17 protein-coding genes are annotated in these 18,986 nt (G+C 49.4%); 11 read left to right on the top strand and 6 right to left on the bottom strand.

The window, feature by feature from the left end; translation table 11 throughout:
- Nucleotides 1-43 precede the first annotated feature (43 nt).
- Nucleotides 44-1,762, top strand: coding sequence for an arginine--tRNA ligase (gene argS / locus ACTHSW_RS03030; RefSeq protein ID WP_070461354.1), 1,719 nt, complete (start codon nucleotides 44-46; stop codon nucleotides 1,760-1,762).
- A 153-nt stretch (nucleotides 1,763-1,915) separates the two neighbouring features.
- On the opposite strand, the gene ACTHSW_RS03025 is transcribed toward argS, so the two are convergent.
- Together ACTHSW_RS03025 and ACTHSW_RS03020 are read right to left on the bottom strand one after the other, a co-directional pair.
- Complete coding sequence (locus ACTHSW_RS03025) at nucleotides 1,916-2,272, bottom strand: STAS/SEC14 domain-containing protein (RefSeq protein WP_070461355.1); 357 nt, start codon at nucleotides 2,270-2,272, stop codon at nucleotides 1,916-1,918.
- A gap of 18 nt (nucleotides 2,273-2,290) precedes the next feature.
- The gene (locus tag ACTHSW_RS03020) at nucleotides 2,291-3,181 is read right to left on the bottom strand and encodes a DMT family transporter (protein WP_107768875.1); all 891 of its coding nucleotides are present in this window, start codon (nucleotides 3,179-3,181) and stop codon (nucleotides 2,291-2,293) included.
- Between the two features lie 174 nt (nucleotides 3,182-3,355).
- Between ACTHSW_RS03020 and ACTHSW_RS03015 the strand changes: the two genes are divergently transcribed.
- Nucleotides 3,356-3,703: a hypothetical protein gene (locus ACTHSW_RS03015; protein WP_070461357.1), complete on the top strand. Its 348-nt coding sequence runs from the start codon at nucleotides 3,356-3,358 to the stop codon at nucleotides 3,701-3,703.
- Nucleotides 3,704-3,776: 73 nt separating this feature from the next.
- Here ACTHSW_RS03015 and ACTHSW_RS03010 read toward each other — a convergent pair whose 3' ends face one another.
- Complete coding sequence (locus ACTHSW_RS03010) at nucleotides 3,777-4,529, bottom strand: CPBP family glutamic-type intramembrane protease (RefSeq protein ID WP_070461358.1); 753 nt, start codon at nucleotides 4,527-4,529, stop codon at nucleotides 3,777-3,779.
- 207 nt (nucleotides 4,530-4,736) lie between these two features.
- Between ACTHSW_RS03010 and ACTHSW_RS03005 the strand changes: the two genes are divergently transcribed.
- Nucleotides 4,737-5,135 (top strand): DUF350 domain-containing protein, encoded by a 399-nt coding sequence (locus ACTHSW_RS03005; RefSeq protein WP_199901827.1) that lies wholly within the window; start codon nucleotides 4,737-4,739, stop codon nucleotides 5,133-5,135.
- A 201-nt stretch (nucleotides 5,136-5,336) separates the two neighbouring features.
- Here ACTHSW_RS03005 and ACTHSW_RS03000 read toward each other — a convergent pair whose 3' ends face one another.
- A complete protein-coding gene (locus ACTHSW_RS03000) occupies nucleotides 5,337-6,179 on the bottom strand; it encodes an outer membrane beta-barrel protein (protein ID WP_003745718.1) in 843 nt (280 codons plus the stop codon).
- A 406-nt stretch (nucleotides 6,180-6,585) separates the two neighbouring features.
- Here ACTHSW_RS03000 and ACTHSW_RS02995 point away from each other — a divergent pair, with 406 nt between their 5' ends.
- The 4 genes from ACTHSW_RS02995 (at nucleotide 6,586) to ACTHSW_RS02980 (ending at nucleotide 11,653) form a co-directional block, all read left to right on the top strand.
- Nucleotides 6,586-7,599 (top strand): SPFH domain-containing protein, encoded by a 1,014-nt coding sequence (locus ACTHSW_RS02995; RefSeq protein ID WP_070461359.1) that lies wholly within the window; start codon nucleotides 6,586-6,588, stop codon nucleotides 7,597-7,599.
- A gap of 203 nt (nucleotides 7,600-7,802) precedes the next feature.
- Nucleotides 7,803-9,488, top strand: a complete 1,686-nt coding sequence (locus ACTHSW_RS02990) for a DUF4178 domain-containing protein (RefSeq protein ID WP_070461360.1) — start codon at nucleotides 7,803-7,805, stop codon at nucleotides 9,486-9,488.
- On the top strand, nucleotides 9,485-9,847 hold the full coding sequence (gene speD, locus ACTHSW_RS02985) for an adenosylmethionine decarboxylase (protein WP_070461361.1): 363 nt from the start codon (nucleotides 9,485-9,487) through the stop codon (nucleotides 9,845-9,847). The genes ACTHSW_RS02990 and speD overlap by 4 nt, the downstream gene beginning before the upstream one ends.
- A 201-nt stretch (nucleotides 9,848-10,048) precedes the next feature.
- Nucleotides 10,049-11,653 (top strand): NAD(P)-binding protein, encoded by a 1,605-nt coding sequence (locus ACTHSW_RS02980; RefSeq protein WP_070461362.1) that lies wholly within the window; start codon nucleotides 10,049-10,051, stop codon nucleotides 11,651-11,653.
- A 66-nt stretch (nucleotides 11,654-11,719) separates the two neighbouring features.
- On the opposite strand, the gene ACTHSW_RS02975 is transcribed toward ACTHSW_RS02980, so the two are convergent.
- Complete coding sequence (locus ACTHSW_RS02975) at nucleotides 11,720-12,358, bottom strand: bifunctional 4-hydroxy-2-oxoglutarate aldolase/2-dehydro-3-deoxy-phosphogluconate aldolase (RefSeq protein WP_070461363.1); 639 nt, start codon at nucleotides 12,356-12,358, stop codon at nucleotides 11,720-11,722.
- A gap of 90 nt (nucleotides 12,359-12,448) precedes the next feature.
- A complete protein-coding gene (gene edd, locus ACTHSW_RS02970; protein ID WP_070461364.1) occupies nucleotides 12,449-14,284 on the bottom strand; it encodes a phosphogluconate dehydratase in 1,836 nt (611 codons plus the stop codon).
- A 484-nt stretch (nucleotides 14,285-14,768) separates the two neighbouring features.
- On the opposite strand from edd, the gene zwf reads away from it, so the two are divergent.
- From zwf to hexR, 4 genes are all read left to right on the top strand, one after another.
- Nucleotides 14,769-16,214 (top strand): glucose-6-phosphate dehydrogenase, encoded by a 1,446-nt coding sequence (gene zwf / locus ACTHSW_RS02965; RefSeq protein WP_070461365.1) that lies wholly within the window; start codon nucleotides 14,769-14,771, stop codon nucleotides 16,212-16,214.
- A 63-nt stretch (nucleotides 16,215-16,277) separates the two neighbouring features.
- Nucleotides 16,278-16,973: a 6-phosphogluconolactonase gene (gene pgl, locus ACTHSW_RS02960; protein WP_070461366.1), complete on the top strand. Its 696-nt coding sequence runs from the start codon at nucleotides 16,278-16,280 to the stop codon at nucleotides 16,971-16,973.
- Nucleotides 16,954-17,934, top strand: a complete 981-nt coding sequence (locus tag ACTHSW_RS02955; protein ID WP_070461367.1) for a glucokinase — start codon at nucleotides 16,954-16,956, stop codon at nucleotides 17,932-17,934. The genes pgl and ACTHSW_RS02955 overlap by 20 nt, the downstream gene beginning before the upstream one ends.
- Nucleotides 17,935-18,011: 77 nt before the next feature.
- Nucleotides 18,012-18,860 (top strand): DNA-binding transcriptional regulator HexR, encoded by an 849-nt coding sequence (gene hexR / locus ACTHSW_RS02950; protein ID WP_004519348.1) that lies wholly within the window; start codon nucleotides 18,012-18,014, stop codon nucleotides 18,858-18,860.
- Nucleotides 18,861-18,986 lie beyond the last annotated feature (126 nt).

Genomic DNA, 18,986 nt, shown 5'->3' with positions numbered 1-18,986 from the left:
TAAAATACCGCCTGATTTGAATTTAACCGAAAGACCGATCTTCATGAACCTACATCAAACCGTCGAACGCGAAGCCGCCGCCGCCTTTGCCGCCGCGGGCATCGCCGACAGCCCCGTTGTTTTGCAGCCGACCAAAAACGCCGAACACGGCGATTTCCAAATCAACGGCGTAATGGGTGCGGCGAAAAAAGCCAAACAAAATCCGCGCGAGTTGGCGCAAAAAGTGGCCGAAGCATTGGCGGGCAACGCCGTGATTGAAAGCGCGGAAGTCGCCGGCCCCGGCTTTATCAACCTGCGCCTGAGTCCTGAATTCCTCGCCCAAAACATTCATGCGGCTTTGAACGACGCGCGTTTCGGCATAGCGAAAACCGACAAACCGCAAACCGTCGTCATTGACTACTCTTCGCCCAATCTGGCGAAGGAAATGCACGTCGGCCACTTGCGTTCCAGCATCATCGGCGACAGCATTTCGCGCGTATTGGAATTTATGGGCAACACCGTCATCCGCCAAAACCACGTCGGCGACTGGGGTACGCAGTTCGGCATGTTGGTTGCTTATTTGGTTGAGCAGCAAAAAGATAATGCCGCGTTTGAGTTGGCGGATTTGGAGCAGTTTTACCGCGCTGCCAAAGTGCGCTTTGACGAAGACCTTGTCTTTGCCGATACCGCGCGCGAATACGTTGTGAAGCTGCAAGGCGGCGATGAAACCGTGTTGGCGTTGTGGAAACAGTTTGTCGATATTTCGCTCTCGCACGCCCAAGCCGTTTATGACACGCTGGGCTTGAAACTGCGTCCTGAGGACGTAGCGGGCGAATCGAAATACAACGACGATTTGCAGCCCGTGGTTGATGATTTGGTTCAAAAAGGTCTGGCGGTCGAAGACGACGGCGCGAAAGTCGTGTTCTTGGACGAGTTCAAAAACAAAGAAGGCGAACCCGCTGCGTTTATCGTGCAAAAACAAGGCGGCGGCTTCCTTTACGCTTCCACCGATTTGGCGTGTCTGCGCTACCGCATAGGCCGTCTGAAAGCCGACCGCCTGCTGTACGTCGTCGACCACCGCCAAGCCCTGCACTTCGAACAACTTTTCACCACTTCCCGCAAAGCAGGCTATCTGCCGGAACATGCAAAAGCCGAGTTTATCGGCTTCGGCACGATGATGGGCAAAGACGGCAAACCGTTCAAAACGCGCAGTGGTGACACTGTAAAACTGGTTGACCTGCTGACCGAAGCCGTTGAACGCGCCACTGCTTTGGTGAAAGAAAAAAATCCCGAATTGGGTGCGGATGAAGCCGCTAAAATTGGCAAAACCGTCGGCATCGGCGCGGTCAAATACGCCGATTTGAGCAAAAACCGCACCAGCGATTATGTGTTCGACTGGGACGCCATGCTCTCGTTTGAAGGCAACACCGCCCCCTACCTGCAATACGCCTACACCCGCGTGCAAAGCGTGTTCCGCAAAGCCGGCGAATGGGACGCAACCGCGCCAACCGTTTTGACCGAACCGCTGGAAAAACAGCTTGCCGCCGAGCTTCTGAAATTTGAAGACGTGCTGCAAAGCGTGGCAGATACGGCGTATCCGCACTACCTCGCCGCCTACCTCTACCAAACCGCCACCCTGTTCAGCCGCTTCTATGAAGCCTGCCCGATACTCAAAGCCGAAGGTGCAACCCGAAACAGCCGCCTGCAACAGGCGAAGCTGACCGGCGACACGCTGAAACAAGGTTTGGAGTTGTTGGGTATTGATGTATTGGATGTGATGTAAGTTTTTGAATGAAAACAATGAAAGGCCGTCTGAAACTTTGCGGATTGCAAGGTTTCAGACGGCCTTTTTATGCTTTGAAAAATATTGTGATACCGTTGTTTGACCTAAGCGGTTTTGAATTTGCTCAGGTAATGCGTTCAGACGGCCTTATCTTTATTTCAAATTGCTTGCCAACAGCCAAGCCTGTGCTTCAGTGGCGTCGCTGAAATATTTGGGATGTTGGTTGGTCAGGAGGCTGGAAAGGCGCGCGCCGAGTCTGATCCAGATGTCGTCGGTAATGACGGCAACGCGGCCGAAGTCGGTTTCGTGTTGGTTGAGGAATTTGATTTGTTCGACCGCCATATCGATGGTGAAGTCTTTCAACATGGACAAGTCCAACAGGATGTCGGGCAGATGGATTTTTTGTTTTGCGGCCAACAAGGCTTCTTCCAATTGGCGGAAATCGTCCAAAGTGAACTCGTTGTACAGCGCTACGTTTAAGCCGTAAGATTGTTCGCGGATGGAAATCATGGTGTTCTCCTTGTTAAATTATTGCTTCATCAGAAATTTTTTGATTGAGGCCGGAGTAAAACTGCTGAACACGCCGCCTGCAACAATGATAACCATGCCGGCGGCTTCCTGCCAAGTGATTTTATCGCCGAAAAGCAGTACGCCGGACAGGGCGGAGAAAACGACAGCCAGGTAGGAAAGCGAGGCAACGGTAAATTTCTTGCCGACCTTATAGGCGCGGGTCATGGCAAGTTGGGCAATCATGGCGGAGATGCCGATGCCGGCCAGATAGGGCAGGGAAGACACGGTCAGCGGATGCCAGCCGGTAAAGCAACTCCAAATGGCAGACATAATCAGGCCGGTAAGCGACAGATAAAACACCACGCGCCAGCCCGGCTCGCCCAAAAGCGAGAGTTCGCGCACCTTCAAATACGCCCAGCCCGACATGGCGCCGCCTGCTAAGCTGACCAGCGCGGCAAATTCCTGTCCGCCTTGAAAAGATGGGTTGAGCAACAGGATAACGCCGATAAAGCCCATAACCAAAATGGCTTGGGTATAAAGCGTAATTCTTTCTTTTAAAATGAAAAATGAAAAGATGGCAAGCCAGATGGAGGACGTGTAGTTGAGTGTGACGCCTGTTGCCAGCGGCAGATGCATGACGGAATAAATCGTGCACATCATAGCAAGCGTGCCGATGACGCTGCGGTTAAGATGGGTTTTCCAATGCGGCGTGGAAAATGTGTTGCCTTGCGCTTTGGCCATGATGCCTAAGAACAGGGTGGAGACCAGCATGCGCCAAAAGACCAGCTCGCCGCTGGAAAAGCCGAATTGCGTTGAGGCGGCTTTGACGGAGAGGTTCATGACGGTAAAGCCGAGCGCGGCAATAACCATCCATGCTGAGCCGAGCGGATCTTTTCTGACGGTTTCCATTTGATGGGTGTGTAAAGCGGTTTTATTAATAAGAAAATATTATACAGGTCAATCAGGCCGTCTGAACAATATCGTTGGGTTTCAGACGGTCTTTTTATTAGAAAATGAGAATTATTATTGAAGAATAAAGTGGATTTTTATAGAATGGAAGCCCTGTTTTAAGAAAGGCTTGTCATGAAAGTTTCCAATATTTCCGCTGTATTGCTGTCTGCTTTGTTTTCCGTTGCCGTTTCTGCCGCGCCTTTGGGGGAGGTTTCTTCCGAAAACGGTAAGATTTTCAGCGGCGAAAATTACATGGTCGTTAAGAAAGACATGAAGAAAGGGGAGCAGATTAAGCCGCACGATCATCCGGGTTTTAAAACGCTGATTTTTGCCGTTGGAAAAGGAAGCTTTGACGTGACGTTGAATCAGACTGAAAAACATACTGTCGGCGCAGGCTCGGTGTTGAGGTTTGGCAGCGATGCAGTGATTGAGGCAATTGCAACCGAAGATGCGGATGTGGCAATTACTTTGATTAAGTAAACCGATAGATGATAAAAGGCCGTCTGAAAAATGATGTTTCAGACGGCCTTGTTTATTCATTCAACTATTGCCATTAAGCGCAAATCAAATAGATGAAGCCGGAGCCGAAGATATCTGCCAAGGCGTGAATCAGGAAAAACGGCAACAGGTTTTTGACTTTGTATTTGTAGAAGAAGTAGTACATCAAGCCGAAAACAACGCCGATAACGGTCGCCCAAAGCATGCCTTGGTAAGTATGGAAGGAGACACGTACCAAGGTTGAATAGGCCAATGCCTGCCATTTGTATTTGTCTTCCACGCAGGTTAAAAGGCCGAGGAAACAGAATTCTTCGTAAAAGCCGTTTAAAAGGCCGTAGAGGATGGCCATCGGCGCAAGGGCAGCGAATTTGTCGAAGATGGATAATGGTTTGATGTATTGGAAGATTTCAGTGGTAAAGTAATTGTAGCCGCCGCTTAACGAAGTTACCGCATCGGCGGTCAGACCCATCAGGATAAAAATCACAGGCGTCCAAAACAACACGCCTAAGTTAAAACGAATCGGCAACTGTTTGAAGTCGAAACGGCGGATAACGAGGTAAATCAGAGCAATAGCAAGCAGCATCAACTGCAGGCTCATGTTTTCCGAATAAGCCACGCCGGTTACCGCAGTATCGCGCACTTCTTCGGCAACCGCGGCCGTTTCCACTTGCGGCATCAGGCTGGCAATATAAAGTTGGGTAGAACGGTAGGCAAATTGACCGAACAGGATAGCGGTAACAATCAGCATGTCAAACCAGCGCAGATTGCGCAAAGGCTCTTTAGGGCGGATAGCGGCGAGTATGCTCATAATTCTCCTCTTTACTCTAATTAAATGGTAGTGCGCAATAGTTACATAAACATACAAAAATCGTCAACAATTATCACAATAAAACATGAATTAAAAAATCAGGCTGTTTCAGACGGCCTGAAGCGCTTCTAAAATGCCGTATTTTCCGAAGGGTTTATCTTCAAAAATATGGCATAATCACTTTATTGCAAACTAAGGAATCTTATCGTGAGTATTTCTCTGCCCCAATATCTGCTCTACCTGCAATACATGTTGGCAGGTGTCGCCATGACTGTAGTTTTTGGTGCCGTATATCTGCGGATTACCCCCGCCGAAGAATTGCGCCTGATTAAAAACGGCAACCTTGCCTGCGCCTTATCATTTGGCGGCGCGTTGGTCGGTTTCTGTCTGACACTGGCTTCAAGTATTGCCCACAGCGTCAGCTTCATCGATTTTATCCTGTGGGGACTTGCCGCAGCAGTGATTCAGATTTTTGTCTATTTCGCTGCAACAATGATGATTAAAGACGCTACCCCAGAACTTATCGGCAACAATGTCGCCGTCGGCGCGCTGTTTGGTGCAGTGTCCATCTCGATCGGCATTTTGAACGCTGCTTGCTTGACTTGATTTTGATGGTTGGTTGGATAGCAAAAGATGTGCTGATCCTGACTCCTGCCTGGAAAAATTATCGGTAGATTTTTTTGACTGATAAGGTCTTATGTCTGATGGTATTGGCGTTATAGTGAAATTCTGAAAGCATCAAAAAATTCAGACGGCCTGTTATATACAAGGCCGTCTGAAACGTTTTAACTACTTAAACTCATCAAATTAGAAAGAGTATTGCAATCTTACGCCCGCTTCGTGGGTGTGGTTTTTAGGTTCTATAGATCCCAATCCATATGAGTCATACTCTTCCGTAACGGTAAGGTTCGATTCTTTAACTTTCCAGCCGCGATAGAATGGAGCGAGGCTGATTTTGGAGCCGTTCGCGAATTTTTTAGATATAGGCACTTCAACCTCAATACCTTGTCCGCCGCCTTGTTTCATTCGGGTTTCTACCTGGTCGGGTTCGTAAGAATATTGGCGGCCTTTCACGGCACGATTGTAGGCAATGCGGGGAGATATCTCAAAGTTTGCAGGAAGGGCGATATTTACTCCGGTATTGATTTGCGCATATGTGGTTCGGTTTTTGCGGTCATAATCATTTGGATCAATGCGGCTACTTAAGTCTCTCAGAACGCGGTGTCCCAAGCCGGCTCCGGCAGTAATGCTAAAGCGATCGTTAATCGGGAGTGTATATTCGTATAAGGCACGGATATCGTATGCGCGGCGTGGTGCATTTTTGAGTGTGGCTGAGCCATAACTTGCTGAATCGTCGATATAATCCTCAGTTATATATTGTACGCTTCCCGTGTAATCTGTTTTACCGCGCGAATAACGGCCTTCTAATTTTGCCGCATGGCGATCGTTGAAACGGTATTTTACGCCGGCATTAATAGACCATAAGTTGCCTTTTTGCTGCATTAAGCGACTACCATCTTTTTCGTATTCGCGATAGGTCTCGTTGTAATATTCGCTACCAACGGTAAATTCAACAGGGCGGGCAGCCTGTGTACTTACGGTAGCAGAGAGTACTAACACAGCAAAACAGAAATGAGCAGAATTTTTCATATAAATTCCTTTTACTTTATGAAAGCCAATGTGATAATTTGAAAATACAGCATGATGAATTTCTAGGATTTGATAAATATTAACAGGTGTAGTGAACGCTTGGTATGGTGTTTAATGATTTTCTACCTGTATTTGTCTTTTTTATGATATAGCGCAGGTAAAAGCAGAAAAATAGTGTAAAACAGAGTCTGCATGAATTTTAATGATATGTTAATGTTTCTGGGTGGGCTAGTGGGTTTAACACTAAAAATAGATAGAGCAACCCACTCTATTCCCAGGCATAAAGACATTTTGAATGTTAATATCGTATGACATTCTATTTATATAAAATAAGCGATATGACCAACCAGGCAAATTGACCTGACAGCCTATAAGTTATCCCTTCTTCTTCAAATAAGGAACTGCGATGTTCAACTTTATCAAGAAACAGTTTATCGACGTCATTCAATGGCCGAATCCCGATGACAGCCTGTTGATGTGGCGTTTTCCGATTGCCGATGAGGAGATCCAAAACGGTGCGAGCCTGACTGTGCGTGAGGCGCAGATGGCGATGTTTGTCGATGAAGGCGTAACCGCCGACGTGTTTGGGCCGGGGCGTTACACGCTCAATACGCAAACGTTGCCAGTACTGACCAACTTGAAAAACTGGGACAAGCTTTTTGAATCCCCGTTTAAATCGGATGTTTACTTTTTCAATACCAAACAACAGCTCGCACGTAAATGGGGGACGTCCCAACCAGTTACCGTACGCGATGCCGAGTTTGGCGCGGTGCAACTGCGTTCGTTCGGTATGTATTCTTACCGTATCAGCGATCCGGCAAAATTTTTCAAAGAAGTTAGCGGCGTGGCGGCGCAATACAGCGGCGTAGATTTGGAAAACCAGTTGCGCAATATTGCAGTCACCCAATTGGCGGCGGCGTTTGGCAGATCCGGTATCCCATTCTTGGATATGGCGGCGAACCAAGTTTTGCTGTCGCAAAAAATCGGCGAATTGCTCGGAGCGGAATTTGCCAAGCTGGGTTTGGCGCTGGAAAACTTCACTGTTGAAAGCATTACCTTGCCTGCGTCTATTCAGGCTGCGTTGGATAAGAAAATTTCAATGGGCGTTATCGGCGATTTGGGACGCTACACCCAATATCAAACCGCCGAATCTATCCCACTTGCGGCACAAAATGAAGGCGGACTTGCTGGAATCGGTGCAGGTTTGGGCGTAGGTGCCGGTATTGGTCAGGCGATGGCGGGTGCCATGGCGGGCATGATGCAGCCGAATACGCAACAGGCTCAGCAAAATGCTCAGCCGGCTGCCGAAGATCCGCAGGCTAAATTGGTGAAACTCAAGTCTTTGCTGGATGGCGGTTTGATTTCGCAAGAAGATTTTGATAAGGCCAAGGCTGAAGTGTTGAAGCAGCTGATTGGTTAATCAATTGAAGGCCGTCTGAAAAATATCATTCAAAGAAGCGTTGAGCTGCTTCTGTGAAAAGTTTTCAGACGGCCTTTCGAATCATTTGATTGAGTCCGTTCGGCGATTTGGTTTGTTTCTAATCTGAAATCATTGATAAAACCAGTTGATAGAAACGCTAAGGCCGTCTGAAACATTCCAACCCATTCTGTAAAAGCAAACCCATGTCTCAAACTCCTTTCTTTAAAACCGACTGCCCAAGCTGCGGCGCACCGGTCGAAGCGCATTCTGCTTCTGCCGTGACGCTGGTGTGCGGCTATTGCAACAGCATGCTGGTGCGGCAAGATAACGGCGTTGTCGACTCCGGCCGCGATTCCGCATTGCTGGAAGATTTTAGTCCGCTGCAAATCGGAACCAGCGGCACATTTGTCGCTCAACGCTTTACCTTGGTCGGACGGCTTCAGGTGCAATACGACGATGGTGCGTGGAATGAATGGTATGCGTTATTTGACGACAGCAGAGCAGGTTGGCTTTCTGAGGCGGGCGATTTGTATGTGATGACTATGCCGGTCGAAATCGATAATCCGCCGAAATTTGAAGACACGCGAGCCGGATTTAGCGAGCTGACTTTTCAAGATAAGCACTATATCGCCTCCGATGTCCGCAAAATCAGTTTGAAACACGCCGCCGCGCAGGGTGAATTGCCGTTTGTTTTGAAAGAGGATACAGAAAATCGGGTTTCCGACTGGCGTTGCGAAAACCTTTTCATCACGCTCGATTACAGCAACAAAACACCCGAAGCCTTCTTCGGGCGGATGGTAAACCTAGATGATTTGAAGCTGGAAAACACGCGCCACGAAGATGAAATTAAAGAAAGCGCAGGCCGTCTGAAAGGCAGTATTACTTCAGAAAACTGTCCTAACTGCGGCTCATCCATTCATTGGGTAAACGGTCTGACTTCTCATCTGAACTGTCAAAGTTGCGGCAGCGAATTGGCAGTCGGCAAGGATAAAGCGGAGCTTATTACCGCGAACAATCTGCGTTTGTCGCAAAATACGATGTTTACTTTGCCTGTCGGCTCGACAGGCCGTCTGAAAAATAAAGAGTTTCATGTTATCGGCGCAATCAGATATTTAGAAACAGATGCGCAGGAAACATTTGATAACTTGTTCAAAGGAGCCAAACATACATTGGCACCAGAAGGGCAGTGGACAGAGTATCTGCTTTACAACCCAACTCAGGGTTTCTTATGGCTGGTTGAAGCTGATGAAGGTTGGAATATTTCCGAAACCTTGAACGATTGGCCGCGCCTCGACCGCAACCGCCAACCGCAAGGCTATGGCAAACTTTATGACTATGGCGGACGGGTCAGGGTTGCCAGCGGAGCGTTTTATTGGCGTGTCCGAAGCGGTGATTTGAACTATTACAGCGATTACCGAGATGGACAAAGCCGTAAGATTGGCTCCGAACTAAACAGTCACGAAATGGCATGGACTAGAAGTGCCCCAATTGCTTATCGGGAAATTGCAGATGCGTTTAATCTGACCAATAAAATATCATCTTATACCGTGAAAATGAGTGCGGATGATATCGATGAAAAATTACGACTTCTGATGATTGCTATTTTGGTTATCGTCAATATTCCGTCATTGTTTATGAATGGCTTCGATGCACTGTTCGATATATTTCTTATCGGTTGGGGTGTCTATGCTCTTTTTATAGTTGGACGGAAGAGAGATGAAAATGGCGAACAGAGTATTTCCCGAGTGGGATATGTTATTTGTGCAATGGCTTTGATTGTTTTTGTTACGATGATGAATTATGCAGATTTGGATGATGACAGTAGCCGAGTTCATTCAGGAGGAAGCTACGGCGGTTATTCAAGCGGCTATTCCGGAGGCCATAAATGACCCATGCCCCCGGTAACCATGGCCTATTGGACTTATATGGCTGCGATGAAGCCATCTTAAAAGATGAAGGCCGTCTGAAAACCGCTTTGGTAGCAGCCGCACAGGCAACAGAAGCGACTATATTAACCGAACATTTCCACACCTTCGGCGGCGCAGGCGGCGTAACCGGCGTTTTGCTGCTCGCCGAGTCCCATATCAGTATCCATACTTGGCCGGAACACCGTTTTGCTGCTATAGACGCATTTATTTGCGGCGGTATGAAATTGGAAAAAGTGAAGGAAATCTTGTGCAGGGAATTGGCGGCGGAACAGGTGGATTGGACGGTTGTAAATAGAGGCAGTGATTTGACTTTATTTTAGTTTTATCAATATTGGCAAGAGGGGCAAAAGTTCAACGCCAAGCATACGCCATTTGATATTTCAGGAGATGTTAATTTATTGCTGGTTAAGTAAGTGTTATCGGTTCTATAACATGAAGGCATTTGGAAATAATGGGTATCTTACAGAGAAAAGGGTGTATGACTTGCTTTCCTAAAAAATACTGAAAAGCAATAATTTATTATGCTAACCCGCCGTCAATTTCTCAGCTATACCGCCGCGCTTGGCGCTGCTTCTGCTTTTTCTTGGCAGACTTACAAATACCTCAACCATAAACCGCCGGTTTCTATTAACCGTGTCGGCTTGCCGTTGGGGCATTTGTTGCGTGACGGGGAATTGCTCAATCAGCCGACCCGTCGTTATGAATGCAATACGTTGATACTTGGCGGCGGTGTGGCGGGTTTGGGGGCGTTGTGGTATTTGGCGAAGCATAATCACTGCGATGTATTGTTGGCAGAAGGGTTTGAACGCAATGGCAACAATGCTGCCTATACGTCTTCAGACGGCCTGAAAGCGCCGAGTGGCGCGCATTATTTGGCTTTGCCGTCGAAAGAAAGCGTGTATGTGCGCGAGATGTTGGCGGATTTCGGTATTTTGCAGTCGGACGGCAGCTTTAGGGAAACAGATTTGGTCTATGCGCCCGAGTCGCGCCTCTTATATCAGGATAAATGGGTGGAACATTTATTGCCGAAAGAAGATGCGGATTCCAAACGGTTTTTTGATTTGATAGGCCGTCTGAAACAGGCTTACGGCAATGACGGTAAGAAAATTTTTGCCATTCCGATTGTGCTGTCATCGGCAGATAAAACATGGCGCAAACTTGATGATTTGACGTTCAAACAATGGCTTGAGCAAGAGGGCTACACCTCGCCCGAGCTTTTATGGTATCTCGATTATTGTTGCCGCGACGATTACGGACAGGGCATAGCGCAAGTATCCGCCTTTGCCGGACTGCATTATTTTGCCGCCCGCAACAGCGCGGAAACCGTCCTCACTTGGCCCGAAGGTTTGGCGCATCTTTCTGAAAACCTACGCCGTCATGCCGGTTTGCAGGAAGGCTGGCAATGGCCGTCTGAAAACCGTATCCGTTTGGAGAAGCCTGCTTCAATTAATGCTTCCGCCGTCAAAATCAAACCGCTTTCAGACGGCCGGATTGAAGTGTGGCTGCGTGATAATGCAAAAGGGGAAACCGTTGCCGTCACTGCGCAACACGTTATCTCCGCCATGCCGCTGATGGTTGCCGCCTGCATTATTGAATTTCCCGAACAATTTGGTCTGGACATCCCAGAATACGCGCCATGGCTGGTTTCTAATTTTGAACTGCACAGTTTCCCGAAAGAAAAAAACAACAGCGAACTTGCGTGGGACAATGTGGTTTACGGCAGCCAAGGGCTGGGCTATGTTGTTGCGACCAACCAGTTTATCCGGGTTGCCCGTCCTGAACGCACGATTTTTACCGCCTACGCCGCGCTCAATCACGATGCGCCACAAGTCGTCCGCCGCCAGCTGCTTGAAGCAAGCGACGAAGAGCTGCTCCAGCTTGCCGCCCAAGATCTGCTTACCGCTTACGGCGAAGGCTTTTGGCGGCACGTTTCCCATGTTGATATTACCGTTCGCGGGCATGGTATGAGCGTGCCGAAGCCCGGCTATTTAAGCGATGAGGCTTTATTAAAAATCAGAAACCGAAATGGCGGATTGTTGTTTGCACACAGTGATTTAAGCAGCTATTCGGTATTTGAAGAGGCTTTGTATTGGGGTGTGGAAGCGGCACGGAAAGTGTTGGCTTAATTGATATAAAAAGGCCGTCTGAAATCATATTCAGACGGCCTTTTCTCTTTTAACTTAATAACCTGATTAGGCTTTTGGTTTCAAAGCGGCAGCTTCGCGAGCCAGACGGGTGATGGTATCCCAGTCTTTGTTTTTGATGGCTTCTTTCGGAGTCAGCCATGAGCCGCCGACGCACAAGACATTAGGCAGCGCTAAGTACTCGGGTGCAGTTACCAGGCTGATGCCGCCGGTCGGGCAGAAGCGAACGTCGGCATAAGGGCCATAGAGTGCTTTGAGCATGGCTTTGCCGCCAACGACTTCGGCAGGGAAGAGTTTGAGGGTGTCGATACCGTGTTCCAAAGCCAGTTGGACTTCGCCCGGAGTGGCAACGCCGGGAATCAGGGGGATGCCGCTGTTGTGGCTGGCTTTGGCGAGGGATTCGTGCAAACCAGGGCTGATGGCGAAAACTGCGCCTGCGTCTTCGACGGCTTTGAGCTGTTCGGGATTGGTTACCGTACCCGCGCCGACGATGGCGTTAGGCACTTCTTTGGCAATCAGGCGGATGGCGTCGAGGCCGACGGGGGTGCGCAGGGTGATTTCGAGGGTGGGGATGCCGCCTTCGACAAGGGCGTGGGACAAATCGACGGCGGTGCTCAAGTCGTCAATCGCCATCACAGGCACAACTGCGCCGGCTGTCAGAATTTCACGAGGGGTCAGTTTGGACATTTTAGGTCTCCGTTGGGGACTGTATCGTAATAGGGTTGTTAACATGGTTTCAGACGGCCTGATTGTTTTAAAAGGCCGTCTGAAAATGGTTTAGGCAAATTCGCCGCCGAAGCTCATAGCACCGGTTTCTGCGCTACTGGTCATGCTGCGGAAGTTGGCGAAAAGTTCGCGGCCGCAACCTTGTTGGTTAGCGCTCAAATCGATGCGTTCGACTTCGCGGGCATTCCATTCGGCTTCGTTAATCAGGACGTTGAGTTCGCCGGTAACGGAGTCGAAGCGGATCAGGTCGCCGGTACGGATTTTGGCGATATTGCCGCCCATCAGGGCTTCAGGCGTCATGTGGATGGATGCAGGCACTTTGCCGGATGCACCGGACATACGGCCGTCAGTCAGCAGCGCCACTTTAAAACCGCGGTCTTGCAGGATGCCCAAAGGCGGGGTCAGTTTGTGCAATTCGGGCATACCGTTGGCACGCGGGCCTTGGTAGCGGACAACGCAGACGAAATCGCGTTCCAACTCGCCGCGTTCAAACGCAGCCAACACTTCGCGTTGGTCGTTGAATACGATGGCGGGCGCTTCAATGATGCGGCAACCTTCGCGCACGGCAGATACTTTAATCACGCCGCGACCGATGTTGCCTTTCATCAGGCGCAAACCACCGTCTGGGGAGAACGGATTGTCGGCTTTGCGCAGGATGTCATCGTTGCCGCTGGTTTCGGGGGCTTCGCGCCATTCGAGTTTGCCGTCGATGAGGAAAGGCTCTTTGGTGTAGTGGCGCATACCGTGTCCGACGACGGTATCGACATCGTCGTGCAATAAGCCTGCGTCCAGCAATTCGCGGATAACGAAAGGCAGGCCGCCTGCTGCGGTAAAGTGGTTCACGTCGGCTTTGCCGTTGGGGTACACGCGGATCAGCAATGGGATGATGGAGGAAATTTCGTCGAAGTCGTCCCAGTTCAAAATCACGCCTGCGGCACGTGCCATGGCAACGAGGTGCATGGTGTGGTTGGTCGAGCCGCCGGTTGCCATCAGGCCGATCAGGGCGTTGATGAAGGATTTTTCGGTCAACATTTCGCCCAATGGTTTGATGGTGCCGTTTTTGATGCCGCGTGCGAGGTGTCCGGCAGCGTAGCGGGTTAGGGCTTCGCGCAGGTCGGTATAAGGATGGACGAAGGCGGCGGCAGGCAGGTGTACGCCCATCATTTCCATCATCATTTGGTTGGAGTTGGCAGTACCGTAGAAGGTACAAGTACCCGGGCTGTGGTAAGAGCCCATTTCGCTTTCAAGCAAGGCATCGCGGCCAACTTTGCCTTCGGCGAAAAGCTGGCGGGTACGGGCTTTTTCTTTATTGCCGATACCGCTGGACATCGGGCCTGCGGGGACGAAGATGCCTGGAATATGGCCGAAAGACAACGCACCGATCATCAGGCCGGGAACAATTTTGTCGCACACGCCCATAAACAGGCTGCCGTCAAACATTTGATGCGACAGACCGATAGCGGTACTCATGGCAATCACGTCGCGGGAGAACAGCGACAATTCCATACCGGCATAACCTTGCGTGATGCCGTCGCACATGGCGGGTGTGCCGCCGGCGACTTGGGCGGTTGCGCCGTTTTTCTGTGCTTCGTCTTTGATTTGGTCAGGGAAGTCTTTAAACGGCTGGTGTGCGGAAACCATGTCGTTGTAGGCAGTGATGATGCCTAAGTTGGGGACGGTTTCCTGAAGCATTTCGATTTTGATGCTTTTAGGCATGGCGGCATAGCCGTGAGCCAGATTGCTGCAGCCGAGTTGGTTGCGCTCTAAGCGTCCCATCTGTTTGGCACTACGGATTTTCGCCAGATATTTTTCACGCGTCGGGCGGCTGCGCTCGATGATGCGCTCGGTAATCTCGGCGAGTTTAGGGTGAATCGGAGTGGGGTTCATGGGCTGTCTCCTGGCTAAACGATATGATAGGGATTTTGTTTGCGCGTTTCTGATTTTTGTATTGGGTGTTTTCTTCAGACGGCCTTGAGCTGTGGGAATGAATAATATGGGCCGTCTGAATATTTGAAGATTTTCTCTTCGAAGCGTCCGCATATTATAGTACAAAATCTGTAATTTTGTTACAAAATAATTTACTAAGTGGAAGAAATTTGATTTAAATCGAGGTATGGTCAATTCGTAAAATGGCAGGCTGCAAAAGTCATCAAACTTTTATGTTAAATCAAACAATTTGTAAAAATGAGAATAGACAAAATGTGTAGCCATGTGTAGTATTACTACTCATTAGCCCGCTTGTTTGAAATTTTGGTGCAGGCGATTGGTTTTTTACTGCTTATTGCTTAAAGGCTTTTGATTCTAATCGATTTTTATAGATGACGACAGTCCAAAAGTTTTGAAGCAAGCTTCCTCAACGAGAGATGAAACAATGAGTACACAGACAAATTTTGATTTGGTGTTGTTTGGCGCGACCGGCGATTTGGCAATGCGTAAACTTTTGCCTTGCCTGTATCAGGCGCATGTAGCCGGTTTGCTTCATCCCGAAGGTCGTATTTTGGGCGTAAGCCGTAGCGAATTGGATACCGCCGGCTTTTTGGCTAAAGTGGAAACGAATTCTAAAATCCATGTCAAACAAAACTTCTCAGAAGAAGCGTGGGCATCGTTTATCCAACGTCTTGAGTATTTGAAAGTCGATGTGACAAAGAAAGACGACTTCATTGCTTTGGGCGACTTGGTAAAAGCGCGCAAGAATACTGAGAATGTCGTGATCTACCTCTCAACTGCGCCGAAATTCTTTGCGCAAGCCTGTGAAAACCTTGCCGAAATCGGTTTGAATGCCGATAACGTGCGCGTAGTTTTGGAAAAACCGTTGGGTACGGACTTGGCTTCTTCCCAGCAAATCAATACAGATGTGGCCCGTTATTTCAAAGAAGAGCAGATCTACCGTATCGACCATTATTTAGGTAAAGAAAGCCTGCAAAACCTGCTGGCCTTGCGTTTTGCCAATGTGATGTTCGAGCCTTTGTGGAACAACAAATATATTGAAAGTGTACAGCTGACCATCGCCGAGCAGTTGGGCGTGGAAGAACGCGGCGAGTTTTACGACATTACCGGCGCGTTGCGCGATATGGTGCAAAACCACTTGATGCAAATGCTTTGTATGACTGCCATGGAAGCACCGGCGAGCTTGGATGCGGATGCCGTACGCGACGAGAAAGTAAAAGTCATTAAATCGCTGAAACCGCTGACCATCGAATCCGTCAACGAAAATGTTATTCGCGGCCAATATGTTGCAGCAAACGGCATGAACGGCTATCTGGAAGAAGTCGATGTACCGAAAGACAGCTTCACTGAAACCTATGTTGCCATCAAAGCCGAAATTGAAAACGAGCGTTGGAAAGGCGTACCTTTCTACCTACGTACCGGCAAACGCATGGCAGGAAAAGTGGCGGAAATCGTGTTGAACTTCCATCCGCTGCAAAACCATATTTTTGACAACAGCCAACCTGCGCCGAATCGTTTGGTTATTGAACTACAACCGACCGAATCCGTCCGCCTTTACACTCAAGTAAAAACCCCGGGTGCAGGCAACAAAGTCGAAGTGACACCGATTGGCGTGGACTTGGGCACAGCAGTAGAGGGCCGCCGCGCTGAGGCTTATGAGCGCCTGCTGCTGGATGTGATTAACGGCAAACTCGCTTTGTTCAACCGCCGCGACGAACTCGAAGCCGCTTGGGAATATGTGATGCCTATCCTGGAAAACTGGGCGAACAATACAACGCCTCCGCATGCTTACGAAGCCCATTCTTGGGGTCCTGAAGCTGCGCGCGCGCTGTTGGCGCGTGACGGCAACAAGTGGCACGAAGAGCAATAATATTTCTTTCAGACGGCCTTGTTTTCCAACAAAAGGCCGTCTGAAACCATGAAAGGACGAAACATGTTTGTTTGGCACGAACAAGAAAACGCTGCAACTGCCGCGCAGGCTCTCGCTGATGCCGTTGCCGCTGCATTACAAACCGCGTTGAATGAGAAAGGCCATGCGGTTTTGGCTGTTTCCGGCGGTCGTTCGCCGATTGCGTTTTTCGAGGCTTTGTCGCAAAAAGATTTAAATTGGCAAAATGTCGGCATTACTTTGGTGGACGAGCGTATTGTCCCGACCACGCATGCCGACAGCAATACAGGCTTGGTACGTGAATATCTGCTCAAAAATAACGCGGCCGTTGCCACATGGATTCCTGTTGTTGAAGACGGAAAGTCTGAAACTGAATTACAACCTGAAGTTGTCGTTGCTTATGCATTGAAACATTACAAGCAACCTGACGTGCTGGTGTTGGGCATGGGAGGAGACGGGCATACAGCGTCGTTGTTCCCTCAAGCGCCTCAATTACAGGCCGCAATCAATGAAGCTGATGACCCGACATTGATTCATACTACGCCGGTTACCGCGCCGCATGAGCGTGTGAGCATGACTTTGGGTGCGATTGCCAAGACGCCGAATGTATTTTTGGCCATTCAAGGCGCAGAGAAAAAAGCAGTATTTGATAAAGCTGCCACAAGGGCTGATACCGAATATCCGACCAGCCTGATTCTCAATCACCAAGGAATTAACTGCCATGTCTACTATGCACACTGAAGCTTATCCCCGCCTGGTCGCCGATATCGGCGGTACGAATGCCCGTTTTGCGCTTGAAACTGCACCGCAAGTGATTGAGAAGGCTGAAGTTTTACCTTGTAAAGATTACGATACCGTCGTTGATGCCGTCAAAACTTATTTGGAACGCGCAGGCAGCCCGAAAGTTTTGCACGCCGCCTTTGCGATTGCCAATCCGATTTTGGGCGACTGGGTGCAGATGACCAACCACCACTGGGCGTTTTCCATCGAGACCACCCGTCAGGCTTTGGGTTTTGAAACGTTGATTCTGTTGAACGATTTTACCGCCCAAGCTTTGGCAGTGACCAAAACTGAAAAGAATGACTTGGTACAAATCGGCGGTCAAAAGCCCATCGAATTTGCACCTAAAGCCGTTATCGGCCCGGGTACCGGTTTGGGTGTCAGCGGTTTGGTGCACAGCGCTGCCGGCTGGGTGGCATTGGCAGGCGAGGGCGGCCATACCAGCTTCCCGCCGTTTGACGATATGGAAGTGTTGATTTGGCAATACGCTAAAAACAAATACGGCCATGTTTCTGCCGAGCGTTTCTTGAGCGGCGCAGGTTTGAGCCTGATTTACGAAGCATTGGCCAAACGCGACAACATCAAACAATGCCGTCTGAAACCTTCGGAAATCACCGATAAGGCATTGAGCGGAACATCGCCGATTTGCCGTCAGACTTTGGATATTTTCTGCGCCATGCTGGGTACGGTTGCTTCCAATTTGGCTTTGTCATTGGGTGCGCGCGGCGGCGTGTATTTGTGCGGCGGCATTATCCCGCGCGTGTTGGATTACTTTAAAACGTCCCCGTTCCGCAGCCGCTTTGAAAATAAAGGCCGCTTTGAGGCTTATCTTGCCGCTATTCCCGTGTATGTCGTATTGAGCGAGTTTCCGGGCATCGTCGGCGCGGCGGTCGCATTAGACAATCATTTAAATAACGTTTAAACACACAAACGGCGGTGCAGGGCAGGGGGTGGAAAAAACCCTTGTCCTGAACGTCAAAAAATCAAAGGGTAGAGTATATGTTAAGCAAAATCAGCGAATCATTGTCCAATCTCTCCGGCGCAGAACGCAAAGTTGCCGAATCTGCGTTGGCCGAGCCGAAATGGTTCGTTCATGCCGCTGTGGCCGAAATCGCCGAGCGTGCATCCGTCAGTCAGCCGACTGTAATCCGTTTCTGCCGCAGCTTGGGTTACAAAGGCTTGCCTGAGTTCAAACTCGCTTTGTCTGCCAGTATCGGTCATGAAGGTATGCCTTACGTTCATGAAGAATTAAACGCCGATGACAACATGGGCAGCGTGGTCGAAAAAGTGTTGGGCAACGCCGCAGCCTCCCTCTTGGGCGAGCGCCGCTTTCTGAAAGAATCCGAGCTGGAAAACGCGATTGCCATTCTGATGCACGCGCGACGCGTTGAGTTTTATGGAGTCGGCAACTCCGGCATCGTTGCCCAAGATGCGCAACACAAATTCTTCCGCTTCGGTATGTCCACCGTTGCCTATGTCGATACGCATACCCAGTTGATGGCAGCTTCCGTGTTGACCGAGCAGGATGTGTTGGTGGCGATTTCTAATACCGGCTCATCTATCGAATTGTTGGACGCGGCCAGTATCGCCAAAGAAAACGGCGCAGCCGTTATCGCGCTGACCCGCAATGATTCGCCGTTGGCTCAAATGGCCGACTGTGTATTGAGCATTGCCACTCAGGAAAATGCCGAGCTTTATACGCCTATGGTGTCCCGCCTTCTGCAGTTGGCCGTTATCGACATTCTTGCTATCGGCTTGGCCTTGCGCTTGGGCGATACTGCCAGCACGCAACTGCAAAAAAGTAAAAAAAGCATACATAACAAACACATCGAATACGATAAAGATTGATTCTTCACTGATATCTTCAGACGGCTCCAACCCACATCAAGGCCGTCTGAAACCTCAAAAAACGGAAACCACCCCGTTCCCGTTTCAGACGACCTCACGGCCGTTTTCTCAACAAAACTGTCCACT

The sequence above is a fragment of the Neisseria sp. P0008.S004 genome, assembly GCF_051962755.1.
GTDB lineage: Bacteria > Pseudomonadota > Gammaproteobacteria > Burkholderiales > Neisseriaceae > Neisseria > Neisseria subflava_A.
The sequence above is the reverse complement of the archived record's forward strand: the minus strand, read 5'-3'. Positions and strand labels throughout refer to the sequence as shown.

Coding starts and splice junctions, on each gene's coding strand:
- zwf (WP_070461365.1), top strand. CDS start 14,769: ATGAGTACACAGACAAATTTTGATTTGGTGTTGTTTGGCGCGACCGGC.
- ACTHSW_RS02990 (WP_070461360.1), top strand. CDS start 7,803: ATGTCTCAAACTCCTTTCTTTAAAACCGACTGCCCAAGCTGCGGCGCA.
- ACTHSW_RS02955 (WP_070461367.1), top strand. CDS start 16,954: ATGTCTACTATGCACACTGAAGCTTATCCCCGCCTGGTCGCCGATATC.
- ACTHSW_RS03015 (WP_070461357.1), top strand. CDS start 3,356: ATGAAAGTTTCCAATATTTCCGCTGTATTGCTGTCTGCTTTGTTTTCC.
- edd (WP_070461364.1), bottom strand. CDS start 14,284: ATGAACCCCACTCCGATTCACCCTAAACTCGCCGAGATTACCGAGCGC.
- ACTHSW_RS02980 (WP_070461362.1), top strand. CDS start 10,049: ATGCTAACCCGCCGTCAATTTCTCAGCTATACCGCCGCGCTTGGCGCT.
- speD (WP_070461361.1), top strand. CDS start 9,485: ATGACCCATGCCCCCGGTAACCATGGCCTATTGGACTTATATGGCTGC.
- ACTHSW_RS03020 (WP_107768875.1), bottom strand. CDS start 3,181: ATGGAAACCGTCAGAAAAGATCCGCTCGGCTCAGCATGGATGGTTATT.
- ACTHSW_RS03000 (WP_003745718.1), bottom strand. CDS start 6,179: ATGAAAAATTCTGCTCATTTCTGTTTTGCTGTGTTAGTACTCTCTGCT.
- ACTHSW_RS02975 (WP_070461363.1), bottom strand. CDS start 12,358: ATGTCCAAACTGACCCCTCGTGAAATTCTGACAGCCGGCGCAGTTGTG.
- pgl (WP_070461366.1), top strand. CDS start 16,278: ATGTTTGTTTGGCACGAACAAGAAAACGCTGCAACTGCCGCGCAGGCT.
- ACTHSW_RS03010 (WP_070461358.1), bottom strand. CDS start 4,529: ATGAGCATACTCGCCGCTATCCGCCCTAAAGAGCCTTTGCGCAATCTG.
- ACTHSW_RS03025 (WP_070461355.1), bottom strand. CDS start 2,272: ATGATTTCCATCCGCGAACAATCTTACGGCTTAAACGTAGCGCTGTAC.
- hexR (WP_004519348.1), top strand. CDS start 18,012: ATGTTAAGCAAAATCAGCGAATCATTGTCCAATCTCTCCGGCGCAGAA.
- argS (WP_070461354.1), top strand. CDS start 44: ATGAACCTACATCAAACCGTCGAACGCGAAGCCGCCGCCGCCTTTGCC.
- ACTHSW_RS02995 (WP_070461359.1), top strand. CDS start 6,586: ATGTTCAACTTTATCAAGAAACAGTTTATCGACGTCATTCAATGGCCG.